Origin of the sequence: Marinobacter qingdaonensis (assembly GCF_034555935.1) — a bacterium.
GTDB classification, from domain to species: domain Bacteria; phylum Pseudomonadota; class Gammaproteobacteria; order Pseudomonadales; family Oleiphilaceae; genus Marinobacter; species Marinobacter qingdaonensis.
This window is the reverse complement of record NZ_JAYDCJ010000003.1, coordinates 943,085-963,840: the sequence shown is the minus strand read 5'-3', so window position 1 is coordinate 963,840 and position 20,756 is coordinate 943,085. Positions and strand designations below refer to the sequence as shown.

General features: G+C 63.5%; 18 protein-coding genes. 8 read left to right on the top strand and 10 right to left on the bottom strand.

The window, feature by feature from the left end; genetic code table 11:
• Positions 1-321: 321 nt before the first annotated feature.
• Positions 322-987 carry a class I SAM-dependent methyltransferase gene (locus U5822_RS07540; protein ID WP_322855016.1) on the bottom strand — a complete coding sequence of 222 codons (666 nt, stop codon included), beginning with the start codon at positions 985-987 and terminating at the stop codon, positions 322-324.
• Between the two features lie 138 nt (positions 988-1,125).
• Between U5822_RS07540 and mnmH the strand changes: the two genes are divergently transcribed.
• The 5 genes from mnmH (at position 1,126) to U5822_RS07515 (ending at position 5,620) form a co-directional block, all read left to right on the top strand.
• A complete protein-coding gene (gene mnmH / locus U5822_RS07535) occupies positions 1,126-2,229 on the top strand; it encodes a tRNA 2-selenouridine(34) synthase MnmH (protein ID WP_322855015.1) in 1,104 nt (367 codons plus the stop codon).
• A gap of 48 nt (positions 2,230-2,277) precedes the next feature.
• Entirely contained in the window at positions 2,278-3,111 is an 834-nt protein-coding gene (locus U5822_RS07530; protein WP_322855014.1) for a mechanosensitive ion channel family protein, read from the top strand.
• A 171-nt stretch (positions 3,112-3,282) separates the two neighbouring features.
• A complete protein-coding gene (locus U5822_RS07525; RefSeq protein WP_322855013.1) occupies positions 3,283-3,855 on the top strand; it encodes an aminoacyl-tRNA deacylase in 573 nt (190 codons plus the stop codon).
• Between the two features lie 63 nt (positions 3,856-3,918).
• Positions 3,919-5,214, top strand: a complete 1,296-nt coding sequence (locus tag U5822_RS07520; protein ID WP_322855012.1) for an FAD-dependent monooxygenase — start codon at positions 3,919-3,921, stop codon at positions 5,212-5,214.
• A gap of 40 nt (positions 5,215-5,254) precedes the next feature.
• Positions 5,255-5,620: a histidine triad nucleotide-binding protein gene (locus tag U5822_RS07515; protein WP_322855011.1), complete on the top strand. Its 366-nt coding sequence runs from the start codon at positions 5,255-5,257 to the stop codon at positions 5,618-5,620.
• A gap of 22 nt (positions 5,621-5,642) precedes the next feature.
• Here the strand turns inward: U5822_RS07515 and phoU are convergent, their stop codons facing one another.
• The 5 genes from phoU to U5822_RS07490 all read right to left on the bottom strand — a co-directional run bounded on the left by phoU (position 5,643) and on the right by U5822_RS07490 (position 11,138).
• Positions 5,643-6,365: a phosphate signaling complex protein PhoU gene (phoU, locus tag U5822_RS07510; RefSeq protein WP_322855010.1), complete on the bottom strand. Its 723-nt coding sequence runs from the start codon at positions 6,363-6,365 to the stop codon at positions 5,643-5,645.
• Between the two features lie 32 nt (positions 6,366-6,397).
• Complete coding sequence (pstB, locus tag U5822_RS07505; protein WP_322855009.1) at positions 6,398-7,288, bottom strand: phosphate ABC transporter ATP-binding protein PstB; 891 nt, start codon at positions 7,286-7,288, stop codon at positions 6,398-6,400.
• Positions 7,289-7,299: 11 nt separating this feature from the next.
• Positions 7,300-8,574, bottom strand: a complete 1,275-nt coding sequence (pstA, locus tag U5822_RS07500) for a phosphate ABC transporter permease PstA (RefSeq protein WP_322855008.1) — start codon at positions 8,572-8,574, stop codon at positions 7,300-7,302.
• A complete protein-coding gene (pstC, locus tag U5822_RS07495; protein ID WP_322855007.1) occupies positions 8,567-9,955 on the bottom strand; it encodes a phosphate ABC transporter permease subunit PstC in 1,389 nt (462 codons plus the stop codon). Before pstC ends, pstA begins: the two co-directional genes overlap by 8 nt.
• A 142-nt stretch (positions 9,956-10,097) precedes the next feature.
• Positions 10,098-11,138 carry a substrate-binding domain-containing protein gene (locus tag U5822_RS07490; RefSeq protein WP_375171020.1) on the bottom strand — a complete coding sequence of 347 codons (1,041 nt, stop codon included), beginning with the start codon at positions 11,136-11,138 and terminating at the stop codon, positions 10,098-10,100.
• Positions 11,139-11,337: 199 nt separating this feature from the next.
• On the opposite strand from U5822_RS07490, the gene U5822_RS07485 reads away from it, so the two are divergent.
• Positions 11,338-11,742: an acyl-CoA thioesterase gene (locus U5822_RS07485; RefSeq protein ID WP_322855005.1), complete on the top strand. Its 405-nt coding sequence runs from the start codon at positions 11,338-11,340 to the stop codon at positions 11,740-11,742.
• On the opposite strand, the gene U5822_RS07480 is transcribed toward U5822_RS07485, so the two are convergent.
• The gene (locus U5822_RS07480; protein ID WP_322855004.1) at positions 11,739-12,926 is read right to left on the bottom strand and encodes an MFS transporter; all 1,188 of its coding nucleotides are present in this window, start codon (positions 12,924-12,926) and stop codon (positions 11,739-11,741) included. The two genes, U5822_RS07485 and U5822_RS07480, sit on opposite strands and share 4 nt — an antisense overlap.
• A gap of 178 nt (positions 12,927-13,104) precedes the next feature.
• On the opposite strand from U5822_RS07480, the gene U5822_RS07475 reads away from it, so the two are divergent.
• Positions 13,105-13,902, top strand: a complete 798-nt coding sequence (locus U5822_RS07475) for an undecaprenyl-diphosphate phosphatase (RefSeq protein WP_322855003.1) — start codon at positions 13,105-13,107, stop codon at positions 13,900-13,902.
• Positions 13,903-14,209: 307 nt separating this feature from the next.
• Here U5822_RS07475 and uvrD read toward each other — a convergent pair whose 3' ends face one another.
• Positions 14,210-16,375: a DNA helicase II gene (uvrD, locus tag U5822_RS07470; RefSeq protein ID WP_322855002.1), complete on the bottom strand. Its 2,166-nt coding sequence runs from the start codon at positions 16,373-16,375 to the stop codon at positions 14,210-14,212.
• A 257-nt stretch (positions 16,376-16,632) separates the two neighbouring features.
• Positions 16,633-18,084, bottom strand: coding sequence for an NAD-dependent succinate-semialdehyde dehydrogenase (locus tag U5822_RS07465; RefSeq protein ID WP_322855001.1), 1,452 nt, complete (start codon positions 18,082-18,084; stop codon positions 16,633-16,635).
• Positions 18,085-18,255: 171 nt separating this feature from the next.
• Between U5822_RS07465 and U5822_RS07460 the strand changes: the two genes are divergently transcribed.
• Positions 18,256-19,269, top strand: a complete 1,014-nt coding sequence (locus U5822_RS07460; RefSeq protein WP_322855000.1) for a histone deacetylase family protein — start codon at positions 18,256-18,258, stop codon at positions 19,267-19,269.
• Between the two features lie 31 nt (positions 19,270-19,300).
• On the opposite strand, the gene thiI is transcribed toward U5822_RS07460, so the two are convergent.
• Positions 19,301-20,755, bottom strand: coding sequence for a tRNA uracil 4-sulfurtransferase ThiI (thiI, locus tag U5822_RS07455; protein ID WP_322854999.1), 1,455 nt, complete (start codon positions 20,753-20,755; stop codon positions 19,301-19,303).
• Position 20,756: the final 1 nt, after the last annotated feature.

Genomic DNA, 20,756 nt, shown 5'->3' with positions numbered 1-20,756 from the left:
TATATGAAAAACTCAAAACCCGTCGTTTCCCCGGGCGGTTTTCCCCGGCACCCGGTCACAGGTTTGTCATGCGCCGATTGCTATAGTGTTTACATCAAGGACGACAGGGAAAAGGACGACGCATCGGACGCACCCCGGCACGGATTGCAGGGAGAGGCAGGGACACAGGGACGCCTCGCTTGAAGGATAATATTCGGAACGCTGGCTAGGAAGCCGGCACCAGGGAGTGGCTCAGGGACTCGCAACAGGGTTGTTGCCCCTAGCGCAAGGACGCGCCGACCTGTTTCGACAAAGGGTAACCAGTTGGTTGCCCTTTATTTTTTAGGCCTCCCCACACTGCCCGGCGACGTAGACACGGACCCGGTTGAACTCCTCGAACTCATTCAGATCCGGCCAGGTCCGGGCCTCGACCATCGTCCGCAATCGGTAGGCGTCATCCCCCAGGTCACGCACCCGGGAGTCCGCCAGCAGCACCCGCGGCGCGGCGGCGCGAAACACCCCCAACAGCGGCCGGTTGTCCGGGTCGTAGAGCACATCCGCGGCGGCCACCACCTCGATTCCCGGCGGCCGGGCCGCCCAGTCATCGCACAGGGTTACCGACACGCCGTTCAGGTGGGCATTGGCGGCCACGGCGTCGAGCGCGGCCGGATCCAGATCGCAGGCGATCACCTCCCGGGCGCCGGCCATCGCCGCAGCTATGGCAACGATGCCCGAGCCCGAGCCGAAATCCAGCACCGACCGGCCCGCCACCGACTCCGGATGGGCCAGAATCCAGCTGGCCAGAACCTGGCCACTCGCCCAGCAGAACGACCAGTACGCCGGCTCGGCCACCACCGCCTGGGCCTCGTCGTGACTGAGCGGCCCCTCCAGCACGGACGGATCAAACAGGTGCAGGGCAATGTCGGGACAGCCCGCCGGCCGAGACACGGCCACCCGGCCCCGACTCAGGGTCTTGCGCAAATGCTGGTTCAAACGACTTGGGGACATGACGGCGATAGCGAAATCCGGTGGCCAACGGGGCTGCCATTGTACCCGCCCACCCCGGCGGGTGCAGCGCCCGGCGAGCAGAAACACCTCATTTCGGCTATACTGCCGCCTCACTTGACTGACCGGTTTCACGCTGAAATGGCCTCCAGACCCGACACCGACGATTACCTGTCTCTGTTCCTGAACGACGTGCCACTGATGGACGTCCGGGCGCCGGTGGAGTTCGCCAAGGGCAGCTTCCCCTGCGCCGACAATGCCCCGTTGATGAACGACGAGGAGCGGCATCGGGTCGGCATCTGCTACAAGGAGAAGGGCCAGGACCGGGCCATCGAGCTTGGCCACCAACTGGTGTCCGGCGACATCAAGGCCCAGCGCATCGAAGCCTGGAAGCGGTTCGTGGCCCAGCACCCGGACGGCTATCTGTTCTGTTTCCGGGGCGGTCTGCGGTCCCGACTGACCCAGCAGTGGATCAGCGAAGCGGGCATCGATTACCCCCTGATCAAGGGCGGTTACAAGGCGCTGCGACGCTTCCTGATCGACAGCCTGGAGGAACGCATCGCCCAGGGCGAATTCCGGATCCTCAGCGGCCGCACCGGTACCGGCAAGACCCGGGTACTGCACCGGCTGCCCAACCCGGTCGATCTCGAGGGCCTGGCCAACCACCGTGGCTCCAGTTTCGGTCGTCAGGTCAGCCCGCAACCGTCCCAGATCGATTTCGAGAACCGCCTGGCGGTGGCCATGCTCAAGGCCCATCACCAGGTCGGCGGCCCGATTTACCTGGAAGATGAGAGCCGCCTGGTCGGTCGCTGTGCCCTGCCCGAGACCCTGCGCGACCGGATGGCGGCGGCGCCGCTGCTGGTGTTGGAACAACCGCTGGAGCAGCGAATCCGGATCATCCGGGCGGATTACGTGGAAGGCATGTGTGCCGACTACGTCCGCCGGGACGGCGAGCAGGCCGGCTGGGACAACTTCCGGGATTACCTGCTGAGCGCACTGGATCGCATCCGAAAACGCCTGGGTGGGGAACGTCATCGCCAGTTACGCGTGTTAATGGAACAGGCGCTGGATCGCCAGGCCCATCAGAACGACCTGGGCGGCCACGACGCCTGGATTCAGGCTTTGTTGCAGGACTACTACGACCCGATGTACGACTACCAGCTCAGCCAGAAACAAGGGCGGATTCTGGTCCGGGGCGGCCCCGAGCAGATCGTCGAGTGGGCCAATCAGGGCCAACCCGCGTAGACTTCGCCCATACGCAATACAACCAACCAGAAGACGAGGAGTGCCTCTATGGAAGACCTGTTTGGAGCGGACGGAAAGGCTTCAGAATTGATTGATCAGGCCCTTGCCCTGACCATGACCTACGCACCCAAGGTCGTGCTGGCCATCGTAACGCTGATTGTCGGCCTGTGGCTGATCAACCGTTTCGTTGGGGTCCTCGACACCAAGCTGGGCAAGAAAGATCCGACCCTGAACAAGTTCCTGTGCGGCCTGATCGGCGCCGTCCTGAAAATCCTGCTGCTGATCTCCGTGGCCTCCATGGTCGGCATTGCCACCACCTCGTTCGTGGCCATCATCGGTGCCGCGGGTCTGGCCATCGGTTTTGCCCTGCAGGGCAGCCTGGCCAACTTTGCCGGCGGCGTATTGATCCTGATCTTCAAGCCGTTCAAGGTAGGCGACACCATCGAAGCCCAGGGCTTCCTCGGCGCCGTTGACGAAATCAGCATCCTCTACACCATCGTCAACACTTTCGATAACCGCCGCATCGTGATCCCCAACGGCAGCCTGTCCAATGCCACCCTGGTCAACGTCAGCATCTACGACAAGCGTCGCTGCGACATGACCTTCGGCATCAGCTATGACGATGACATCGACAAGGCCAAGGCGATCCTCAAGCGCCTGATGGAAGAGGACGAGCGCTCACTGACCGAGCCGGCGCCACGCATTTGTGTCGGCAGCCTGGGCGACAGCTCGGTCAACCTGATGTTCCGGGTCTGGGTACCCACGGACGACCTGTGGCCGTTCTACTGGGACATGCAGGAAAAAGTGAAGAAGGCGTTCGACGCCGAAGACATCACGATTCCGTTCCCGCAGCGCGACGTGCACATGTACAAAACCGAGTGAATCCGTGGGACCGGTTTCTCATTGCAACATCCGGTAACTCGCAAACTGCGTATCCTCAACTAAGCTGACGGGTAATGGCGGAGCCAAATGGCTTCGCCAGGCCGTCGGGGCCCGCCACACCATCAATGTTCGGCTCCGAAACGCTGTCATTGCTGGTAGGAGGTTGTCACTATGCCGGTACAGCAGTTGAAGGACTTTCTCGACGAGGCAGGTGTGGAGTACATGTGCCTCTCCCACCCTCCGGCGTTTACGGCCCAGGAACTGGCTCACCACGTCAAGATTGCCGGCGATCGCGTGGTCAAGACCGTGATCGTGGAACTGGATGGCAAGATGGCCATGCTGGTCATGCCCGCCACCTGGCGCATCCGCTGGGACCGACTGTCCCGGATTCTCGACACCGACTTCATCGACCTGGCCGACGAGCAGGAATTCAAGGACCGTTTTCCCGACTGTGAGGTCGGCGCCATGCCGCCCTTCGGCAACCTGTTCGGCATGTCCATCTACTGCTGTGAGACCCTGACCGAACAGCCGGAATTGGCATTCGCCGCCGGCAGCCACACCGAATCGTTGCACATGAAGACCGCGGATTTCCTGCACCTGGTGCAGCCGATGGTGCTGAACCAGGGCTTCACCAAACCCGGGGCCCAAAAACCGGCCTGGCTGGCGAAAGGCCGCCGGCAACCGGACGAACTGCGTTCCGCCGACGCGGACGCCCCGGGCTATCGGGGGCTGCGTTCCGGCTAGATCCGGGCCGCTTGTCTGAGCCGTACCATCGCGTAAACTGGTGGCCTCAGACAGGAACCCGATATGACGCAAGCTTATGACATCGTTGTGGTCGGTGCCGGCATGGTCGGCGCCGCCCTCGCAACCGGCCTGGGCCAGGATGGCTTCCGGGTCGCGGTGGTGGATCGGGCCCCGGCGCCCGGATTCGACCCCGACACGGCCCCGGACATCCGGGTCTCCGCCCTCAGCGCCGGCACCGAGCGCTACCTCCAGCGTCTGGGCGCCTGGCCCCAGATCAGCGCCATGCGCAGCACCCGCTACCGACGCCTTGCGGTCTGGGATGAAACCCGGCACCCGCTCAGCACCCTGCTGCCGCGCCAGCTGACCGAAGTGGAATTCGACGCCGCCAACCTGGACTGCGCCCATCTGGGCCACATCGTCGAGAACTCGGTGACCCAACGGGCGCTGTGGCAGGCGGCGGAGGCCGAGCCGGGGGTCACGGTGCTGGCCGGCCGGGGCGTAAGCGCGCTGGAGCAAGACCCGGACATCGCCACCCTGACCCTCGACGACGGTCAACGGCTGCAGGCCCAGCTGGTGGTGGGCGCCGACGGCGGCCAGTCCCGGGTGCGCGAGCTGGCCGGCATCGGCATTGCCCGCAACCAGTACCAACAGCAGGCCATGGTCATCTCCGCCCGTTATCGGGGCCCGGTGGCCGACATTACCTGGCAGGGCTTCTACCCCAGCGGGCCCCGGGCGTTCCTGCCCCTGCACAGTGCCGGCGAACAATACCCGGACGAAAGCTGGGCCTCCCTGGTGTGGTACGACGCGCCCGCCGAACTGGCACGCCTGAAGGCGCTGACCAACACCGAACTGCTGGCGGAAATCCAGCGTTCGTTCCCGCCACAGTTGCCGGCGCTGACCCACATCGAAGCCCGGGCCAGTTTCCCCATCGCACGCCAGCACGCCACACGGTATTTCTCCGGCCGGGTAGTGCTGGCCGGCGACGCCGCCCACACCATCAACCCCCTGGCCGGCCAGGGCGTCAACCTCGGTTTCCAGGACGCCCAATGCCTGCAGGACCAGCTGCGGGAGGCCCGGCGCGCCGGCCTGGACCTGGCCTCGGAACCCTGGCTGCGGCGCTACGAGCAGCTGCGGCGGCCCGCCAACCGGCGCATGATGCTGGCCATGGACCTGTTCTACCATCTGTTCAGCAACCGCATCCCGCCGGTCCACCTGCTGCGCAACCTGGGTCTTGGCGCCGCCCGCGCCCTGCCCCTGGCCCGCAACCAGGTGACCCGGTACGCCATGGGCCTGGACGACCAGTTGCCCGCGGCCCTGAAGAAACTGACGGAACGGTTACCCGGTCTCGGCCGGCTGTAACCCGATTGGCTGTACCCACCACCCCAACGCAGGAGCGAGCATGTCAGAGACTATTTTCACCAAGATCATCAATCGGGAGATTCCCGCCGACATCGTGTACGAGGACGACATCAGCCTCGCGTTCCGGGACATCAACCCGCAGGCGCCGGTGCACCTGCTGGTGATCCCGAAAAAAGCCATCGCCACCATCAACGACATGACGGAGGACGACCGGGAGCTGCTTGGGCATCTGTACTGGGTGGCCAGCAAGCTGGCGAAGGAGATGGGCTTTGCCGAGGATGGCTATCGCACGGTAATGAACTGCGGGGAGAACTCGGGCCAGACGGTGTTTCACATCCACCTGCACGTACTGGCCGGCAAACCGTTTGGCTGGCCGCCCTACACCGACCGGATGAAGCAGGCGTAGGGCAACCGGGCCTGGGTGGGGTTCAGCGCCCCACCACCCGTTCGGCTTCCTCCACCGGGGTGTGGCGCACGTCCTCACCCTTGACCATGAAGATCACGTTCTCGGCAATGTTGCAGGCGTGGTCACCGACGCGCTCCAGGGCACGCAGGACCCACATCACCGACATGCACCGGGAAATGTTCCGGGTGTCTTCCATCATGAAGGTCAGCAGGGTACGCGCGGCCGCCTGATACTCCTCATCGACCCGCTTGTCCTCCTTCATGATCCGCAGCGCCTGCTCGGAATCCAGACGTGCGAAAGCGTCCAGGGCGTCGTGCAGCATGCTCAGCACGTGGGTGGCAATGTGCCGGACCTCGACGTAGCCGCGCGGGGCCTGACCCTCTTCCGCCAGTTTGATGGCCAGCTTGGCGATCTTCTTGGCCTCGTCGCCGACCCGCTCCAGGTCTGCGACCATCTTGATCACCGAAATCACCAGGCGCAGGTCGCGGGCGGTGGGCTGACGGCGGGCGATGATCAGGGTCGCCTCCTCGTCGATGTCCACTTCCATCTTGTCGACGCGCTTGTCCCGGACCCGGATTTCCTCCGCCAGGTGGCCATCACCGTCCATCAGGGCCTGAACCGCACTTTCCACCTGGGCTTCCACCATTCCACCCATCTTCAGAAATTCGGTCTTCAGCTCCATCAGTTCGTCATTGAACTTGTGGGAGATGTGATCCCCGTAAACGTCGTCTTTCTTGGTAGGCATACTGTGTTTCTCCAATGTCCCCGGCTGCGCAATCAGCCGAAACGACCAGTAATGTAGGATTCAGTCAGCTCATGCTGCGGCGAGGTGAAGACCTTGTTGGTCTCGTTGACTTCGACCAGGTGACCGAGGTGGAAATACGCGGTGCGGTGGGAAACCCGGGCCGCCTGCTGCATGGAGTGGGTAACGATCACGATGGTGTAGCTCTCGGACAGCTCCGCGATCAACTCCTCCACCTTGGCGGTGGCAATCGGGTCCAGGGCCGAGCAGGGCTCGTCCATCAGCACCACCTCCGGGCTCACGGCAATGGCCCGGGCGATGCACAGACGCTGCTGCTGACCGCCGGACATGCCGGTGGCGGTGGCGTCCAGGCGGTCCTTGACCTCATCCCACAGGCCAGCCTTGCGCAGGCTGTTCTCGACGATGTCGTCGAGGTCGGACTTGCGATTGGCCAGGCCGTGGATACGCGGGCCGTAGGCGACGTTGTCGTAGATCGATTTCGGGAAGGGGTTGGGCTTCTGGAACACCATCCCGACCCGGGCGCGCAGCTCGACCACGTCGCGCTTGGAATCGTAGATGTCCTGGTCGTCCAGCTTCAGGGAGCCTTTGACCCGGCAGATGTCGATGCTGTCGTTCATCCGGTTCAGGCAGCGCAGGAAGGTGGACTTGCCGCAGCCGGACGGACCGATGAAGGCAATGACCTCGTTACGGCCGATGTCCAGGCTGATGTTCTTGATCGCCCGGCTGTCACCGTAGAACACTTCCACGTCGCGCAGCTTGAACTTGGCGTCGTCGGCATAGGGTTTACCGACGGTCTTGCCCTCTTCGATCACCGCATCGGTGGGCTTGGTCTCTTCCTGTACCGGCACGGGATTCTCGTCCTGCTGAGTCGCTTCACTGGTAATGTTTGAATTCAGGGTGTTCATCGTGATTCTCCTTACCACCGGCGCTCGAGGCGTTTACGCATCCAGATGGCCAATGCATTCATACTGATCAGGAAGGTCAACAGCACCATAATGGCCGCTGACGCGCGTTCGATAAAGGCCAATTCCGGGCTGCCGGCCCACAGGAACACCTGTACGGGCAGCACCGTGGCCGAATCCAGGAACCCGTCGGGCACGTCGACAATGAACGCCACCATGCCGATCAACAGCAGCGGCGCGGTCTCGCCGAGGGCCTGGGCCATACCGATGATGGAACCGGTCAGCATGCCCGGCATCGCCAGCGGCAGCACATGGTGCAGGACCACCTGCATCTTGGAGGCGCCGATGCCTTCGGCCGCTTCCCGGATCGAGGGCGGCACACTCTTGATGGCGGCCCGGCTGGAAATGATGATGGTCGGCAGGGTCATCAGGGTCAGCACCAGACCACCCACCACCGGCACCGACCGGGGCATGCCGAACAGGTTGATGAACACCGCCAGACCCAGCAGACCGAAAATGATCGACGGTACCGCCGCCAGGTTGTTGATGTTCACCTCAATGAAGTCGGTGAACTTGTTCTGGGGGGCAAACTCTTCCAGGTAGATGGCCGCGGCCACCCCGATCGGGAAGGACAGCACCAGGGTCACGAACATGGTCAGCAGGGAGCCAACCACGGCGCCGAGAATGCCGGCCTTGGACGGATCCCGGGAATCGCCGCCGCTGAAGAACACATCGTTGAACGAGGTGTCGACGACGCCGCGCTCCACCAGCTGGTCCACCCACGCCTGCTGCTGGTCGTCCAGCTTGATCGAGTAGCCCTCGTCGCCGGCGTGCTTGACGTAAACATCGACGTCGGTGTGCGACAGGAAGGTCATGGTCCGGGTGGTCCCGAGCCAGTCCGGATTGGCCTTCAGGGCATCCCGCAGGGCCACCGAGGCGTACGGATTGATCAGGTCGCGGACGGCACTGCGATCCTCTTCCGTGGCCTCCGGAATCTGCTTGTACAGGGCCTGGATCAGCGGCTCGACAAAATCCGCCATCTTGAGCTGACGCTCGTCGGTGGCGTCGTCCAGGTACATCATCTCACCATCCAGCGCCACTTCCATGGTGATGGTGGTTTTCATGAATCCGGTGTAGCCCTTGCCGATGATATCCGTGAACAGGATGACCAGCGCCGACAGGGCCACGGCGATGGCGAGGATGCCGTAGGCGCGGAAGCGACGCTCCTTGCGATAACGGCGTTTGAGCGACTGGCGGACAATCTCCGCCTGTGAACGTTGGTCAGTCATACTGTTCCCGATACTTGCGCACGATTTTGAGAGCGATAACGTTGAGCAGCAGGGTCGCCAGGAAGAGCATGGCGCCCAGGGCGAAGGCCGCCAAGGTCTTGGCGCTGTCGAATTCCTGGTCCCCGGTCAGCAGGGTCACGATCTGCACGGTTACGGTGGTCACCGTCTCCAGCGGGTTGGCGGTCAGGTTGGCCGCCAGGCCCGCGGCCATGACCACGATCATGGTCTCACCGATGGCCCGGGACACCGCCAGCAGGACACCGCCCATGATGCCCGGCAGCGCGGCCGGGAAAATGACCTTCTTCATGGTCTCCGACTGGGTCGCGCCGAGGGCCAGGGAGCCGTCCCGCAGGGACTGGGGCACCGCGTTGATGACGTCGTCGGACAGGGACGACACGAACGGGATGATCATGATGCCCATGACCCCGCCGGCGGCCAGGGCGCTCTGGGAGGAGGCCTCGATGCCCAGGGAATCGGCCAGGTCGCCGATGAACGGCGCCACCGTGAGGGCGGCGAAGAAGCCGTAAACCACGGTCGGAATACCGGCCAGCATCTCCAGCAGCGGCTTGACCACGCCGCGCACCTTCTTGTTGGCGTATTCGGACAGGTAGATCGCCGACAGCAGGCCGACCGGCACCGCCACCACCATGGCGATGGCGGAAATCAGCAGGGTACCGGTAAACAGCGGAATCATGCCGAAGGCACCCTGGGCCGCCACCTGATCGGCGCGCAGGGCGGTCTGCGGACTCCACTGGGTCCCGAAGAAGAATTCGGTGAACGGCACCTTGCCGAAGAACCGGAAGGTCTCGAACGCCACCGAGAAGATGATGCCCACGGTGGTCAGGATCGCCAGCGCGGCGCAGGCAAAGAACAGCCACTTCAGGATGGCCTCAACCTGGGAGCGGGCGTTGAGCCGAGGCCGAATCCGGAGCCAGCCGAGGAAACCGGCCAGCACCGCCACCGACACCACCAGCGCTGACATCAGCAGCCGGCTTTGCGCGCGCAGGGCCTCGAGCCGTTCCGCCGCGGCAGCAATGGGAGGCTCAACGAAGCCCGCCGGCAGCGCCCCACTGGCGACGTTGCTGATCTTGCTGAGCAGCAGGCTGGCCTGGCCTTCGTTGGCGGGCATCAGCTCCGGCGGCAGGCCGCCGACCACGATCAGCTGAATGACCTTGCCCTGGAACGCGGCCCAGAGGCCGAGCACCAGCAGCGCCGGAATACCGGCCCACAGGGCGGCGCGGGCGCCGTAATAGAACGGCAGTGACTTGAGGTGACGAATGCCGCCCAGCGGCATGGCCAGGGACCGGGAACGCGCATACCCCAAGCCATAGGCCACGACGGCGAGCGCGAGGATGAGCAAAAACAAATTGGCCGGTTGCATGAATAATCCTGTCTACGACTTCAAGTGGGCGCCCATTTTACAGATTACAGAGGTCCATGGCACCGGATCGTCCTTCTAAACGTGCGAAAGGGCGCGTGCCCGCAACAGGCCCGCACCCTTTGGATTCCCGAAGATCTTCGGGTTACTTCAGCTCTTCCAGAGCCAGGTTCGGCAGATTCTCCGACTTGTCCATCAGGTTCATCAGCTGGTCGCGCGGCGGCACGATCAGGCCGACGTTCTTCAGGTAACCGTTCTGGCCCATGGCGGCGTTGCTGGTGAATTCCTCAACATACTCCTGGATGCCAGGAATCACGCCAACGTGTGCCTTCTTCACGTAGAAGAACAGGGACCGGGCAACCGGGTACTTGTCGGCCGCGATGTCCTCGGCGGTCGGCACCATGCCATTCAGGGTGGCGGCCTGCAGGCGGTCGGCATTCTCTTCCAGGAAGCTGTAGCCAAACACACCGTACATGTCCGTATCGCCGATCAGTTTCTGAACGATCAGGTTGTCGTTCTCACCGGCTTCGATGAAGGCGCCGTCTTCACGCACGCTTTCGCAGATGGCCTTGTGCTGATCCTTGCTCAGGCTCTCGGCTTCCGGCAGCTCGTCACAGCCAGCGGCCAGGGCCAGCTCGTTGAAGGAGTCACGGGTACCGGACGTCGGCGGCGGACCCATTACCCGGATCGGCTTGTTCGGCAGGCTGGAATCAACGTCGCTCCAGGTCTTGTTCGGGTTGGCCACCCACTCACCGTTAACCGGCACTTTCGAACCCAGGGCCAGGAACAGCTGCTCCAGGGTGATGTCCAGGTTCTCGGCGTCCTTGGAGCTGGCGATCACGATGCCGTCGGAACCGATGCGGAACTCGGTGATGTCGGTGACGCCGTTCTTCTGGCACATCTCAAACTCGGAGGTCTTCATGCGACGGGAAGCGTTGGTGATGTCCGGGTGCTGGGTGCCAATGCCCTGACAGAACAGCTTCATGCCGCCACCGGAGCCGGTGGATTCCAGCTTCGGGGTGTTGAAATCGGTTTTGGTACCAAAGCGCTCAGCCACGACGGTAGCGAACGGGTAAACGGTGGAAGAGCCCACGATGCTGATGGTGTCACGAGCCATGGCAGGTGCGGACATGGCGGCAACGGAGCCGGCCAATGCAACAGCAGCAACTGCTTTGTTGAGTTTCATCACGTCAAGTCTCCATTTCCAGTTTGGACGTTATTAGTCGGATGTCTTTAACCGATGAGTGCAGACTAAAGTCACTCTGTGACAACTTTGTTACAGCCCCTGAAATATAGTCGCAAAGATCGAATTCTGCTTGCAGCGCCGGCAAACCCGGTTACCATGCGGGGTATCGCAGTTCACCACTAATAATAAGGCAGACTCAATGACGGCTTTTGACGATGACAAACCCACACCCCGGGGCGAGCTGACGCTCCAGATCGTGCCCCTCCCCTCCGACACCAACCCCAACGGCGACGTGTTCGCAGGCTGGTTGGTCAAGCAGATGGACATAGCGGCAGCGACCATGGCCGGACGGATTTCCCTGGGCCGGAACGCCACGGTGGCCATGGATCGAATGGAATTCCTGTCGCCCCTGCGGGTTGGCTCCCAGGTGGGTTGCTACTGCGAGCTGGTGGACATCGGCCGCAGTTCAATGAAGATTCAGGTGGAAGTGTGGACCCTGGACCGCACCGCCCGGACCCCGCGCAAGGTTACCGAAGGCCTGTTTGTCTACGTGGCCATCGACGAGCACGGCCGCATCCGGGAGGTTCCGGAACAGAGCCGCTAAGCCGTCTCACTCGCCGGCGCACGCCGGACCCCACGGAAGACCCACAAGCCAAGGATCGGCCCTGGCAGCAACAGCGACACCACCCAGACTCCCTGCCATTCCCAGAGTGCACTGGTCAGCCAGATGGCCGGCAAGGTCAGGCCAAAGCCCAGCGCGTTCATCACCGCCAGCGACGAACCCACGAACCGGGGCGGCGCGGTCGCGGCCGCGAGGGCGGAAAACTGGGGCGAGTCGGCCACCACGGCCACCCCCCAGACCAGCAGCAGCGCCAGCAGGAGCAAGGGCGAGAACCCCGACACGAAGGGATAGACCAAGCACACCAACCCGGACGTTGCCAGCGCCCGGCGGGCGACCCAGGCACTGCCACGCTGGCGACTGAGCCACCCACCCCCGACGCAGCCCAGGGCGCCGGAGGCAATGACGGCAAACGCCAGCCAGGGAATCAACGTGTCCCCCTGCCCGAGCCGGCTCAACTCCCGGCCAATGAGCAGTGGCACCAGCATCCAGAACGCGTACAGCTCCCACATGTGCCCCAGGTAGCCGCCCACCACGGCCCGGAACTCCGGCATACGCAGGGCCGTCAGGCCCTGCTGCAGGGGCACGGGGCCGGATTTGGGCAGGTGCGGGCCATCACCCAGCAGGTACACCAGGGCACCGCCCATCAGCGCCAGGGTTGATGCGCCATACAGGGGCCACTCCCAGGCCAGCCCCAGGGTGGCGCCACGCATCAGGTGCGGCAGGGCGGTCCCCAGGGTCAGCATGCCCACCAGCCAGGCCAGGGCCGCACCGGCGTATCGGGGCGTCCAGGCAATGACCAGTTTCATCCCGAGCGGGTAAATGCCGGCCAGGCAGAGCCCGGTCACAAAACGCAGCAGCAGATCGAAGGGGGTGGCCCCGGCCACCAGCACAAACCCGGCGTTGACCAGGGCCCCGACCAGGCTGGCAGTGGCAAAGATGTGGCTGGCACCAAACCGGTCGGCCAGCGCCGTCACCGCCAGCACCAGGGTGCCAACAATGAACCCGGCCTGCACGGCAATGGTCATCTGCCCGAGATCGGTCTCGGTCAGACCGAGCTCCTGGGAAAACGACAGCCAGACTCCGTTCACACTGAACCAGAGCGAGGTCCCGAACAGCTGAGCAAGGACAATGACGGGCAGGGGGTTACGGCGCAGCAGTGCAATCATTGTTATCGGCGGCCTGAGTCCATCGGATGGAAAGGGTCAGTATGGTTGCCAATCGGTGTGGAGAAAATCCTACGTTGGTTGCTAATGGTTGTCACACAATCTGTTCAGCACTGGGTCGCCCTGCTACTATCCGTGCCAATTTCCAACACCTGCACCCGCCCGCAAACGGATTATTGATATGGATTTTTTTCAGGCCCTATTCCTTGGTCTTCTTCAGGGGCTGACGGAATTTCTGCCCATCTCCAGCTCGGCCCACCTGATCCTGACCCCCGCCTTTTTCGGCTGGACCGATCAGGGCGTTGGCTTCGACCTGTCGGTGCATCTGGGCACGTTGCTCGCGGTGGTGCTCTACTTCCGCACCGACGTCTTCGGCATCGCCCGGGACGGACTGGCCTCGATTGGCCAGCGCAAGCTGATCGGCCAGGGCGCCCTCGCCTTCTATCTGGTGATCGGTACCATCCCGGCGGGACTGGCAGGCCTGGCACTGCTGGATCTGATCGACAATGAATTGCGGGCGGTGGAAGTGATCTTCACCACCACCCTGGTGTTCGGCCTGCTGCTGGGCGTTGCCGACTGGATTCCGAAACGTCAGCGCACCCTGGACCAGCTGAACTGGAAAGACGCGGTACTGGTCGGTATCGCCCAGGCCCTGGCCCTGGTGCCCGGCACCTCCCGCTCCGGCGTCACCATCACCGCCGGCCTGTTTCTGGGCATGACCCGCGAGACCGCCTCGCGTTTTTCCTTCCTGCTGGCCATTCCCATCATCGCCCTGGCCTCGGCGGTCAAACTGCTGGAGGCGGCGACCTCGGACATCCTGGTGGACTGGAGCGGCTTCCTGATCGGCGGGGTCACATCCTTTATCATGGCCATTACCGCCATCCACTTCTTCCTGAAGTGGCTGAACACGGTTGGCATGTGGCCCTATGTGATTTACCGGATCGTTTTGGCGGGCGTTATTTATTGGGTTCTGATGTAGCTGTCGACCTTGGGGTAGATGCGGCGCTCGGGACAGGTCTTCCAAAACCCGCTCAAGCACATCCCTGTGGCGCTTGAGCTCCGCCATCCATGGCTCCGCACAGTTTTGGAAGACCTGTCCCGACCCCCGCCCCGACCACGTTCGAACACCAAATGATTGCGAAACCACTGCCCAAGTTCGGGCGCGGGATGGAGGGGCGTATTTAAAACTGTGCGGAGCCATGGATGGCGGAGCCCAAGCCGAACAGGACGTCTTGAGGCGAGTTTTAAATACGCCCCTTCATCCTGCGGAACTCAAGGCTCGAAATTCAACAAGCCTCCAACGGCGCATAGGCCAGCACCAGCCACTTGGCCCCATCATCAAAGTTCACCTGAACCCGAGTATGGTGCCCGCTGCCCTCGGAGTTCATCACAATGCCCTCCCCGAACTTCGGATGGCGCACCCGCTGCCCAAGGCTGAACCCGGCCTGCTGGGCCGAATCCTGGCTGAACAGGCTCTCGTTCGGACGCTCGACCATGGCCGGGCGGGTCACGGTGTTTCTCAGGCGTACTTCCTGCAGGCAGTCGGCTGGAATCTCCCGGACGAACCGGGACAGGGCGTTGAACTTCTCCTGACCATACAGGCGGCGAGATTCCGCGTAAGTGAGCACCAGCTTTTTCATGGCCCGGGTAATGCCTACGTAGGCCAGTCGGCGCTCCTCTTCCATCCGGCCCGGCTCCTCCAGGGACATGCTGTGGGGGAACAAGCCCTCCTCGACCCCGGCCAGGAACACCAGCGGGAACTCCAGGCCCTTGGCGGAGTGCAGGGTCATCAGCTGCACACTGTCCTCGTGGGCTTCGGCCTGGGATTCGCCGGCATCCAGGGCAGCCTGGGCAATGAACTCGGAGAGCGGGTCCACACCCTCGTCGACCTCGAAATCCGACAGGGCATTGACCAGTTCCTCCAGGTTTTCGACCCGGGCCTGGCCTTTCTCGCCTTTTTCGCTGGCGTGGTAATCCTTCAGGCCGCTGTCGTCGATGGTCTGTTTCATCAGGCCGTGCAGGGTGGCCTCGCCGACCATGCCGGACAGGTTTTCGATAATGGAGATGAACGACTGCAAACCGGTCTTGGCCCGCCCCTTCACCTGGCCCGCCTGCAACAGCCGCTCGGCCGACTCCCACAGGGAAATGCTCTGCTCGGTGGCGTATTCCCGCAGCTCCGCCAGGCTCTTGGCACCGATGCCCCGGGGCGGCACGTTCACCACCCGCTCGAACGCGGCGTCGTCGCGCCGGTACTGGACCAGGCGCAGGTAAGCCAGGGCGTTGCGGATTTCCTGGCGGTCGTAGAACCGCAGCCCGCCGTACACCCGGTAAGGGATGCCCTGACGCATGAGCGCTTCTTCCAGTACCCGGGACTGGGCGTTGGAGCGGTAAAGAATGGCCGACTCGCTGCGCAGGTTGCCGTCCTGGACCCAGGCGGAAATGCTGTCGGCGATGTAGTTGGCCTCGTCCTGCTCATTGAAGGCCGCGTACAGGCTGATGGGCTCGCCATCGGGGCCATCGGTCCAGAGTTCCTTGCCGAGCCGACCCTGGTTGTTGGCGATCACGGCGTTGGCCGCTTTCAGAATCATCTGGGTCGAGCGGTAGTTCTGCTCCAGCCGCACCAGGCGGGAGTTCGGGAAATCGCGCTGGTACTGCTGGATGTTTTCGATCTTGGCACCGCGCCAGCCGTAGATGGACTGGTCGTCGTCCCCCACCACCGTCAGCGGCACCCGGTTGCTGGCCAGCACCTGCAGCCAGGCATACTGAATAGTGTTGGTGTCCTGGAACTCGTCCACCAGAATGTGCTGGAACCGCTTCTGGTAATGGGCCAGCAGTTCCGGCCGGTGCAGCCAGAGCTCGTGGGAGCGCAGCAGCAGCTCGCCGAAATCCACCAGGCCACCCTGCTGGCACAGGGTTTCGTACTGGCGGTAGATCTTCAGCATGATGGTGGTGAAGTGATCGCCCGGGTTTTCCTGGATGTGGTCCGCCCGCAGGCCTTCGTCCTTCTGGCTGTTGATGAACCACTGGGCCTGCTTGGGTGGCCACTTGCTCTCATCGATCTGGTTTTCCCGCATCACCCGCTTGATCAGGCGCAGCTGGTCGTCACTGTCCAGCACCTGAAAGTTCTCCGGCAGGCCGGCGTCCTGCCAGTGCGACCGCAGCAGCCTATGGGCAATGCCGTGGAAGGTGCCGAACCACAGCCCCCGGGCCGGAATGTTCATCATGTCCTCGATCCGGTAGCGCATTTCCTTGGCGGCCTTGTTGGTGAAGGTCACCGCCAGGATGCCCGTGGGTGGCACCCGGTCCACCGTCATCAGCCAGGCAATACGGTGCACCAGCACCCGGGTCTTGCCACTGCCGGCGCCCGCCAGCACCAGCAGGTGGTCGTTCTGGGCGGTGACGGCCTCGCGCTGGGCATCATTTAGAGGATCGATAATGTGGGAGACATCCATAGGGAACACGTTCGCTACTGGTTAAATAAACAGGCGTGAGAGTATAACAGGTGAGTCGGTCGTTTTGCGCGCAGGCGGGGATGGCTTGGCACGCCCGGGAAACCCGAACAAGCGCGGGGGAGCCTCTGCTTCAGGACTGTGTGTGGCCAGGGATGGCCACACCCAAGCGCACACGGATGTGCTTGTAGCGTGTCCTGAAGCAGAGGCTCCCCCGCGCGATGCCCCCGTGGGCGAGGACATGTCGGTTGTCGACTCGGTTAGAAACCGCGCGGCACGGTCTGGGGTTCGACGAACTCGAACAGGCCTTCCAGACCACCTTCGCGGCCGATGCCGGAAGCCTTCATGCCGCCAAACGGCGCCTCCGGGGTGGGGCCGGTGCCGGTGTTCCAGCCACAGTGACCAAAGCGCAGGCCGGCGGCCACACGCTGGGCACGCTCGGCGTCGCCGGTGAACACGTAGGAGGCCAGACCGAATTCGGTGTCGTTACCCGCCTCGATGACTTCGTCCTCGGTGCGGAACAGCGCCATGGGGACCAGCGGGCCGAAGGTCTCTTCCCGGTAGCAGCACATGTCACGGGTAACCTCCGTGATCACCGTCGGCGGGAAGAACAAACCCTCGCCCAGCTCGCCCGGCTGCTTGCCGGCCACCAGCTTGGCGCCCTTCTCCAGCGCGTCCTCCAGATGCCGTTTGACCTTGTCGAACCCGGCTTTGTTGATCAGCGGCCCGATGTCGACATCGCCGTTGATGCCATCGCCCACGGTCATCTTGTTGACCCGTTCCGCCAGCTTGTCTCCGAAGGCGTCGGCCACTTTCTCGTGCACAAAGATCCGGTTGGCGCAGACGCAGGTCTGGCCGCCACCCCGGAATTTGTTGGCGATCAGGTTGTCGGCCGCCGCATCAAGGTCGGCGTCGTCAAAGACGATGAACGGGGCGTTGCCACCCAGCTCCAGTGCCAGCTTTTTCACCTGCTCAGCGGTGTCGAGCACCAGTTTGCGTCCCACCTCGGTGGAACCGGTGAAGCTGAGCATGGGCACGTCCGGGCTTTCGCACAGCACCTTGCCGATGACGCTGGCCTTGCCCATCACCAGGTTGACCATGCCGTCGGGCAGGTCGGTGTGCTGGTCCATCAGGCTGAACAGGGCAATCATGGTCAGCGGGGTTTCGCTGGCCGGCTTGATCACCGACGGGCAGCCTGCCGCCAGGGCCGCGGACAGCTTCTTGGCGATCATGCCGATTGGGAAGTTCCACGGGGTAATGAGACCGGTCACACCCACCGGGCGGTAATGGACGGTCCAGGTGCAGTTCTTGGGCTTTTCCGGGATGGTGTGCGCGTCCAGGGCCTGGATGTGGGTGGAGCAGTAATCGAAGAAGCCGGCGGCGTAGTCCACTTCCCCCTGGGCTTCCTGCAGCGGCTTGCCATGCTCCAGGCACAGGATGCGGCCGATTTCCTCGCGATGTTCTTTCAGCGCGTCCCGGATGTCTTCCAGCCACTTGCGGCGGGTCTCGATGGAATAGGGATTGGTCAGGCGCAGCGCCGATTTGCCGGCCTCGACCGCCGCCGTCACTTCCTGTTCGGACATGGACGCCACCTGGGCAATGACCGCCCCGGTGGCCGGGTTGTACACGTCGAAGGTGTTGCCCTCGGCATTGTCGGTCCAGCGACCACCGATGTAGCCGGTAAGCTTTGTCAGCAGGGGTGACTCGATCATCTCCGCTCCTCTTGGTCCATGGCCGCATCCCGTTGGGGACACGGTTGCGTAGGTGGAATATGTCTTCCATAGTGGATGCTGAATCACGGGCTGTAAAGTCGACGCCCGGGCTTTTGATCGCCCTCCGAGTGTGCCTATACTCGGAGCATCTATCCCCACGGAGGCCGGATAATGAAAGCGTTTTTCCATCCCGCGCAGGACCAGCACATTCCCAAGACTTACTTCACCCGGGGCCAGATGCGCCAGCCCCAGGAAGTGCCGGATCGGACCGGTCAGATGCTGGACGGCCTGAAGGAGATGGGGATTCCGGTGCTGCAACCGGCCGACCAGGGTGCCGGGCCGATTTCCAAGGTCCATGACCTGGGCTACCTACGTTTCCTGGAGTCGGCCCACCGGCGCTGGAGTGCCATGGACGACTGGGGCGACGAGGTCATTTCCAACATCTTCGTGCGCTCACCCAACCACCTCACCGGCATTCTGGCGGAAGCCGCCCGGTATCAGGCCGACGGCAGCTGTCCGATCGGCGAGAACACCTGGAACGCCGCCTACTGGTCGGCCCAGACCGCACTCGGTGCCGCCGACGCGCTGATCGCCGGCGACCGCACCAGCTACGCCGTGTGCCGGCCACCGGGGCACCATGCCCGCCGGGACGCGGCCGGTGGTTTCTGCTACCTGAACAACGCCGCCATTGCCGCCGAGCACATGAAGAGCCGGTTTCCGCGCATCGTGATCCTGGACACCGACATGCACCACGGCCAGGGCATCCAGGAGATTTTCTACGACCGCAGCGACGTGCTGTACATCTCGATCCACGGCGACCCCACCAACTTCTACCCGGTGGTGACCGGCTTCGAGAACGAACGCGGTGAAGGCGAGGGATTTGGCTACAACATCAACATGCCGATGCCCCATGGCGCCTCGGAGGACGATTTCTTCGCCAAACTGGACGAGGCCATGGCGGCCATCAAGCTGTTCCAGCCGGATGCGCTGGTGCTGGCGCTGGGCTTCGACATCTACCAGAACGACCCCCAGGCCAAGGTATCGGTGACCTCGGAAGGCTTCTGCCGGCTGAGCACCCACATCCGCCAGCTCGGCCTGCCGACGCTGGTGGTGCAGGAGGGCGGCTACGACCTGGAGGCGCTCAGCACCAACGTCCAGCAGTTCTTCAAGGGCCTGGCCGGCTGACGGACCAGGCCGGCGGGGCCAGGCGCACTGTTCAGGAGGCGGGCGCGTACACCTTGACGTTGTCGTGCCCTTCCGCCTTCAGGTGGCCGGCGTGCATCCGGCTCATGGAGCCACGGTCACAATACAGCAGGTACTGCCGGTCCTCCGGCAGCTCGCCCATCTGCTGGTTCAGCTCGTAGAACGGAATCTCCAGCACCTGGTTGTTGGTCAGCTTCAGGGGCGCCCGCTCGCCCTCGGACGGGTGGCGCACATCAATGATCACGTCGTCGACCCCCGGGGTCTGCACCAGCTCTACGTCCTCGGGCGTGCTGGTCGCCTCTAGCAGGCGGCTGATGGCGATTTCTTCCCGGGCCTCGATGGCGCCGGCCAGCACCGTCTCGTCCATTTCCGCCTCATCGGCCTCGACCCTGTGCAGCTTGGCGCGGGTCGCCGGCTTCTGGGAAATCACCCCACAGTACTCCGGCATGTTGCGGGCAAAGGACTCGGTGCCAATCTCCCGGGCGAGGTTGATGATGGTTTCCTTGTCCATGGAGATCAGCGGTCGCAGTACCACCTCATCGCTGGCCCGATCCACGACGTTGAGGTTGGTCAGGGTCTGGCTCGACACCTGGGCCACGGCATCGCCGGTGACCACGCCAATGGCGTTGTTCTTGCGCGCCAGCTCCGCCGCCGCTTTCAGCATCTGGCGTTTGAGCACCACGCCCCAGTGCCGGTGATTGACCGAGCGCATGATTTCCGCGACCACGCCGTCGAACGGCACCGAGATGAACTTGGCGCTATGGGAAGCGCCGTAGCGGTCCCACAGGTAGTGCACCACCTGGCGCACGCCGACCTCGTGGGCGGTGCCACCGAGGTTGAAGAACAGGAAGTGACTGCGCAGGCCCCGGCGCATCATCAGGTAGGCCGCCACGGAGGAGTCGTAGCCGCCGGAGATCAGGGTCATGACCGTTTCGACGCTGCCCAGCGGGTAACCGCCCTGGCCCCGATGCTTGCGGTGGGCAATGTGGTAGTGGTCATCCTGAACGGCGATCCGCACCTCGACTTCCGGATTGCTCAGGTCCACGCCCCGGGCCTTGGCCGCTGCCATCAGCGCCGAGCCCACGGTACGCTCCAGGTCGATCGAGCGGAACTTGTGCTCGCCCTGGCGCCGGGCCCGGACCGCGAAAGTCTTGCCCTCGAGGCGATCGGCAAACGCCGCCACCGCCTTCTCGGCCACATCGTCCAGGCCGACAAACGGAAACACACCGATTTCCTCGATGGTGGAGATGCCCGGAATCCGCAGCAGCTCATCCAGCACCTGACCGGACAGCCCGCGGTCATCCGGGAAGGACACGTCGACCCGGTCCCAGCTGCCATCCACCACGATGTCGTGATCCAGGCGAGCGAGCAGCTTGCGAATATTCTGGCGCAGATGCCGCATCTGCTGACGACGGACTGGCTTGCTCTTGATGGCGACTTCGGGCGCCGGGCGAATAAGTAATTTCATA

Coding starts and splice junctions, on each gene's coding strand:
- U5822_RS07480 (WP_322855004.1), bottom strand. CDS start 12,926: ATGATTGCACTGCTGCGCCGTAACCCCCTGCCCGTCATTGTCCTTGCT.
- pstC (WP_322855007.1), bottom strand. CDS start 9,955: ATGCAACCGGCCAATTTGTTTTTGCTCATCCTCGCGCTCGCCGTCGTG.
- U5822_RS07540 (WP_322855016.1), bottom strand. CDS start 987: ATGTCCCCAAGTCGTTTGAACCAGCATTTGCGCAAGACCCTGAGTCGG.
- pstA (WP_322855008.1), bottom strand. CDS start 8,574: ATGACTGACCAACGTTCACAGGCGGAGATTGTCCGCCAGTCGCTCAAA.
- uvrD (WP_322855002.1), bottom strand. CDS start 16,375: ATGGATGTCTCCCACATTATCGATCCTCTAAATGATGCCCAGCGCGAG.
- U5822_RS07520 (WP_322855012.1), top strand. CDS start 3,919: ATGACGCAAGCTTATGACATCGTTGTGGTCGGTGCCGGCATGGTCGGC.
- phoU (WP_322855010.1), bottom strand. CDS start 6,365: ATGCCTACCAAGAAAGACGACGTTTACGGGGATCACATCTCCCACAAG.
- U5822_RS07460 (WP_322855000.1), top strand. CDS start 18,256: ATGAAAGCGTTTTTCCATCCCGCGCAGGACCAGCACATTCCCAAGACT.
- U5822_RS07485 (WP_322855005.1), top strand. CDS start 11,338: ATGACGGCTTTTGACGATGACAAACCCACACCCCGGGGCGAGCTGACG.
- U5822_RS07525 (WP_322855013.1), top strand. CDS start 3,283: ATGCCGGTACAGCAGTTGAAGGACTTTCTCGACGAGGCAGGTGTGGAG.
- U5822_RS07530 (WP_322855014.1), top strand. CDS start 2,278: ATGGAAGACCTGTTTGGAGCGGACGGAAAGGCTTCAGAATTGATTGAT.
- mnmH (WP_322855015.1), top strand. CDS start 1,126: ATGGCCTCCAGACCCGACACCGACGATTACCTGTCTCTGTTCCTGAAC.
- U5822_RS07515 (WP_322855011.1), top strand. CDS start 5,255: ATGTCAGAGACTATTTTCACCAAGATCATCAATCGGGAGATTCCCGCC.
- U5822_RS07475 (WP_322855003.1), top strand. CDS start 13,105: ATGGATTTTTTTCAGGCCCTATTCCTTGGTCTTCTTCAGGGGCTGACG.
- U5822_RS07465 (WP_322855001.1), bottom strand. CDS start 18,084: ATGATCGAGTCACCCCTGCTGACAAAGCTTACCGGCTACATCGGTGGT.
- U5822_RS07490 (WP_375171020.1), bottom strand. CDS start 11,138: ATGAAACTCAACAAAGCAGTTGCTGCTGTTGCATTGGCCGGCTCCGTT.
- pstB (WP_322855009.1), bottom strand. CDS start 7,288: ATGAACACCCTGAATTCAAACATTACCAGTGAAGCGACTCAGCAGGAC.
- thiI (WP_322854999.1), bottom strand. CDS start 20,755: ATGAAATTACTTATTCGCCCGGCGCCCGAAGTCGCCATCAAGAGCAAG.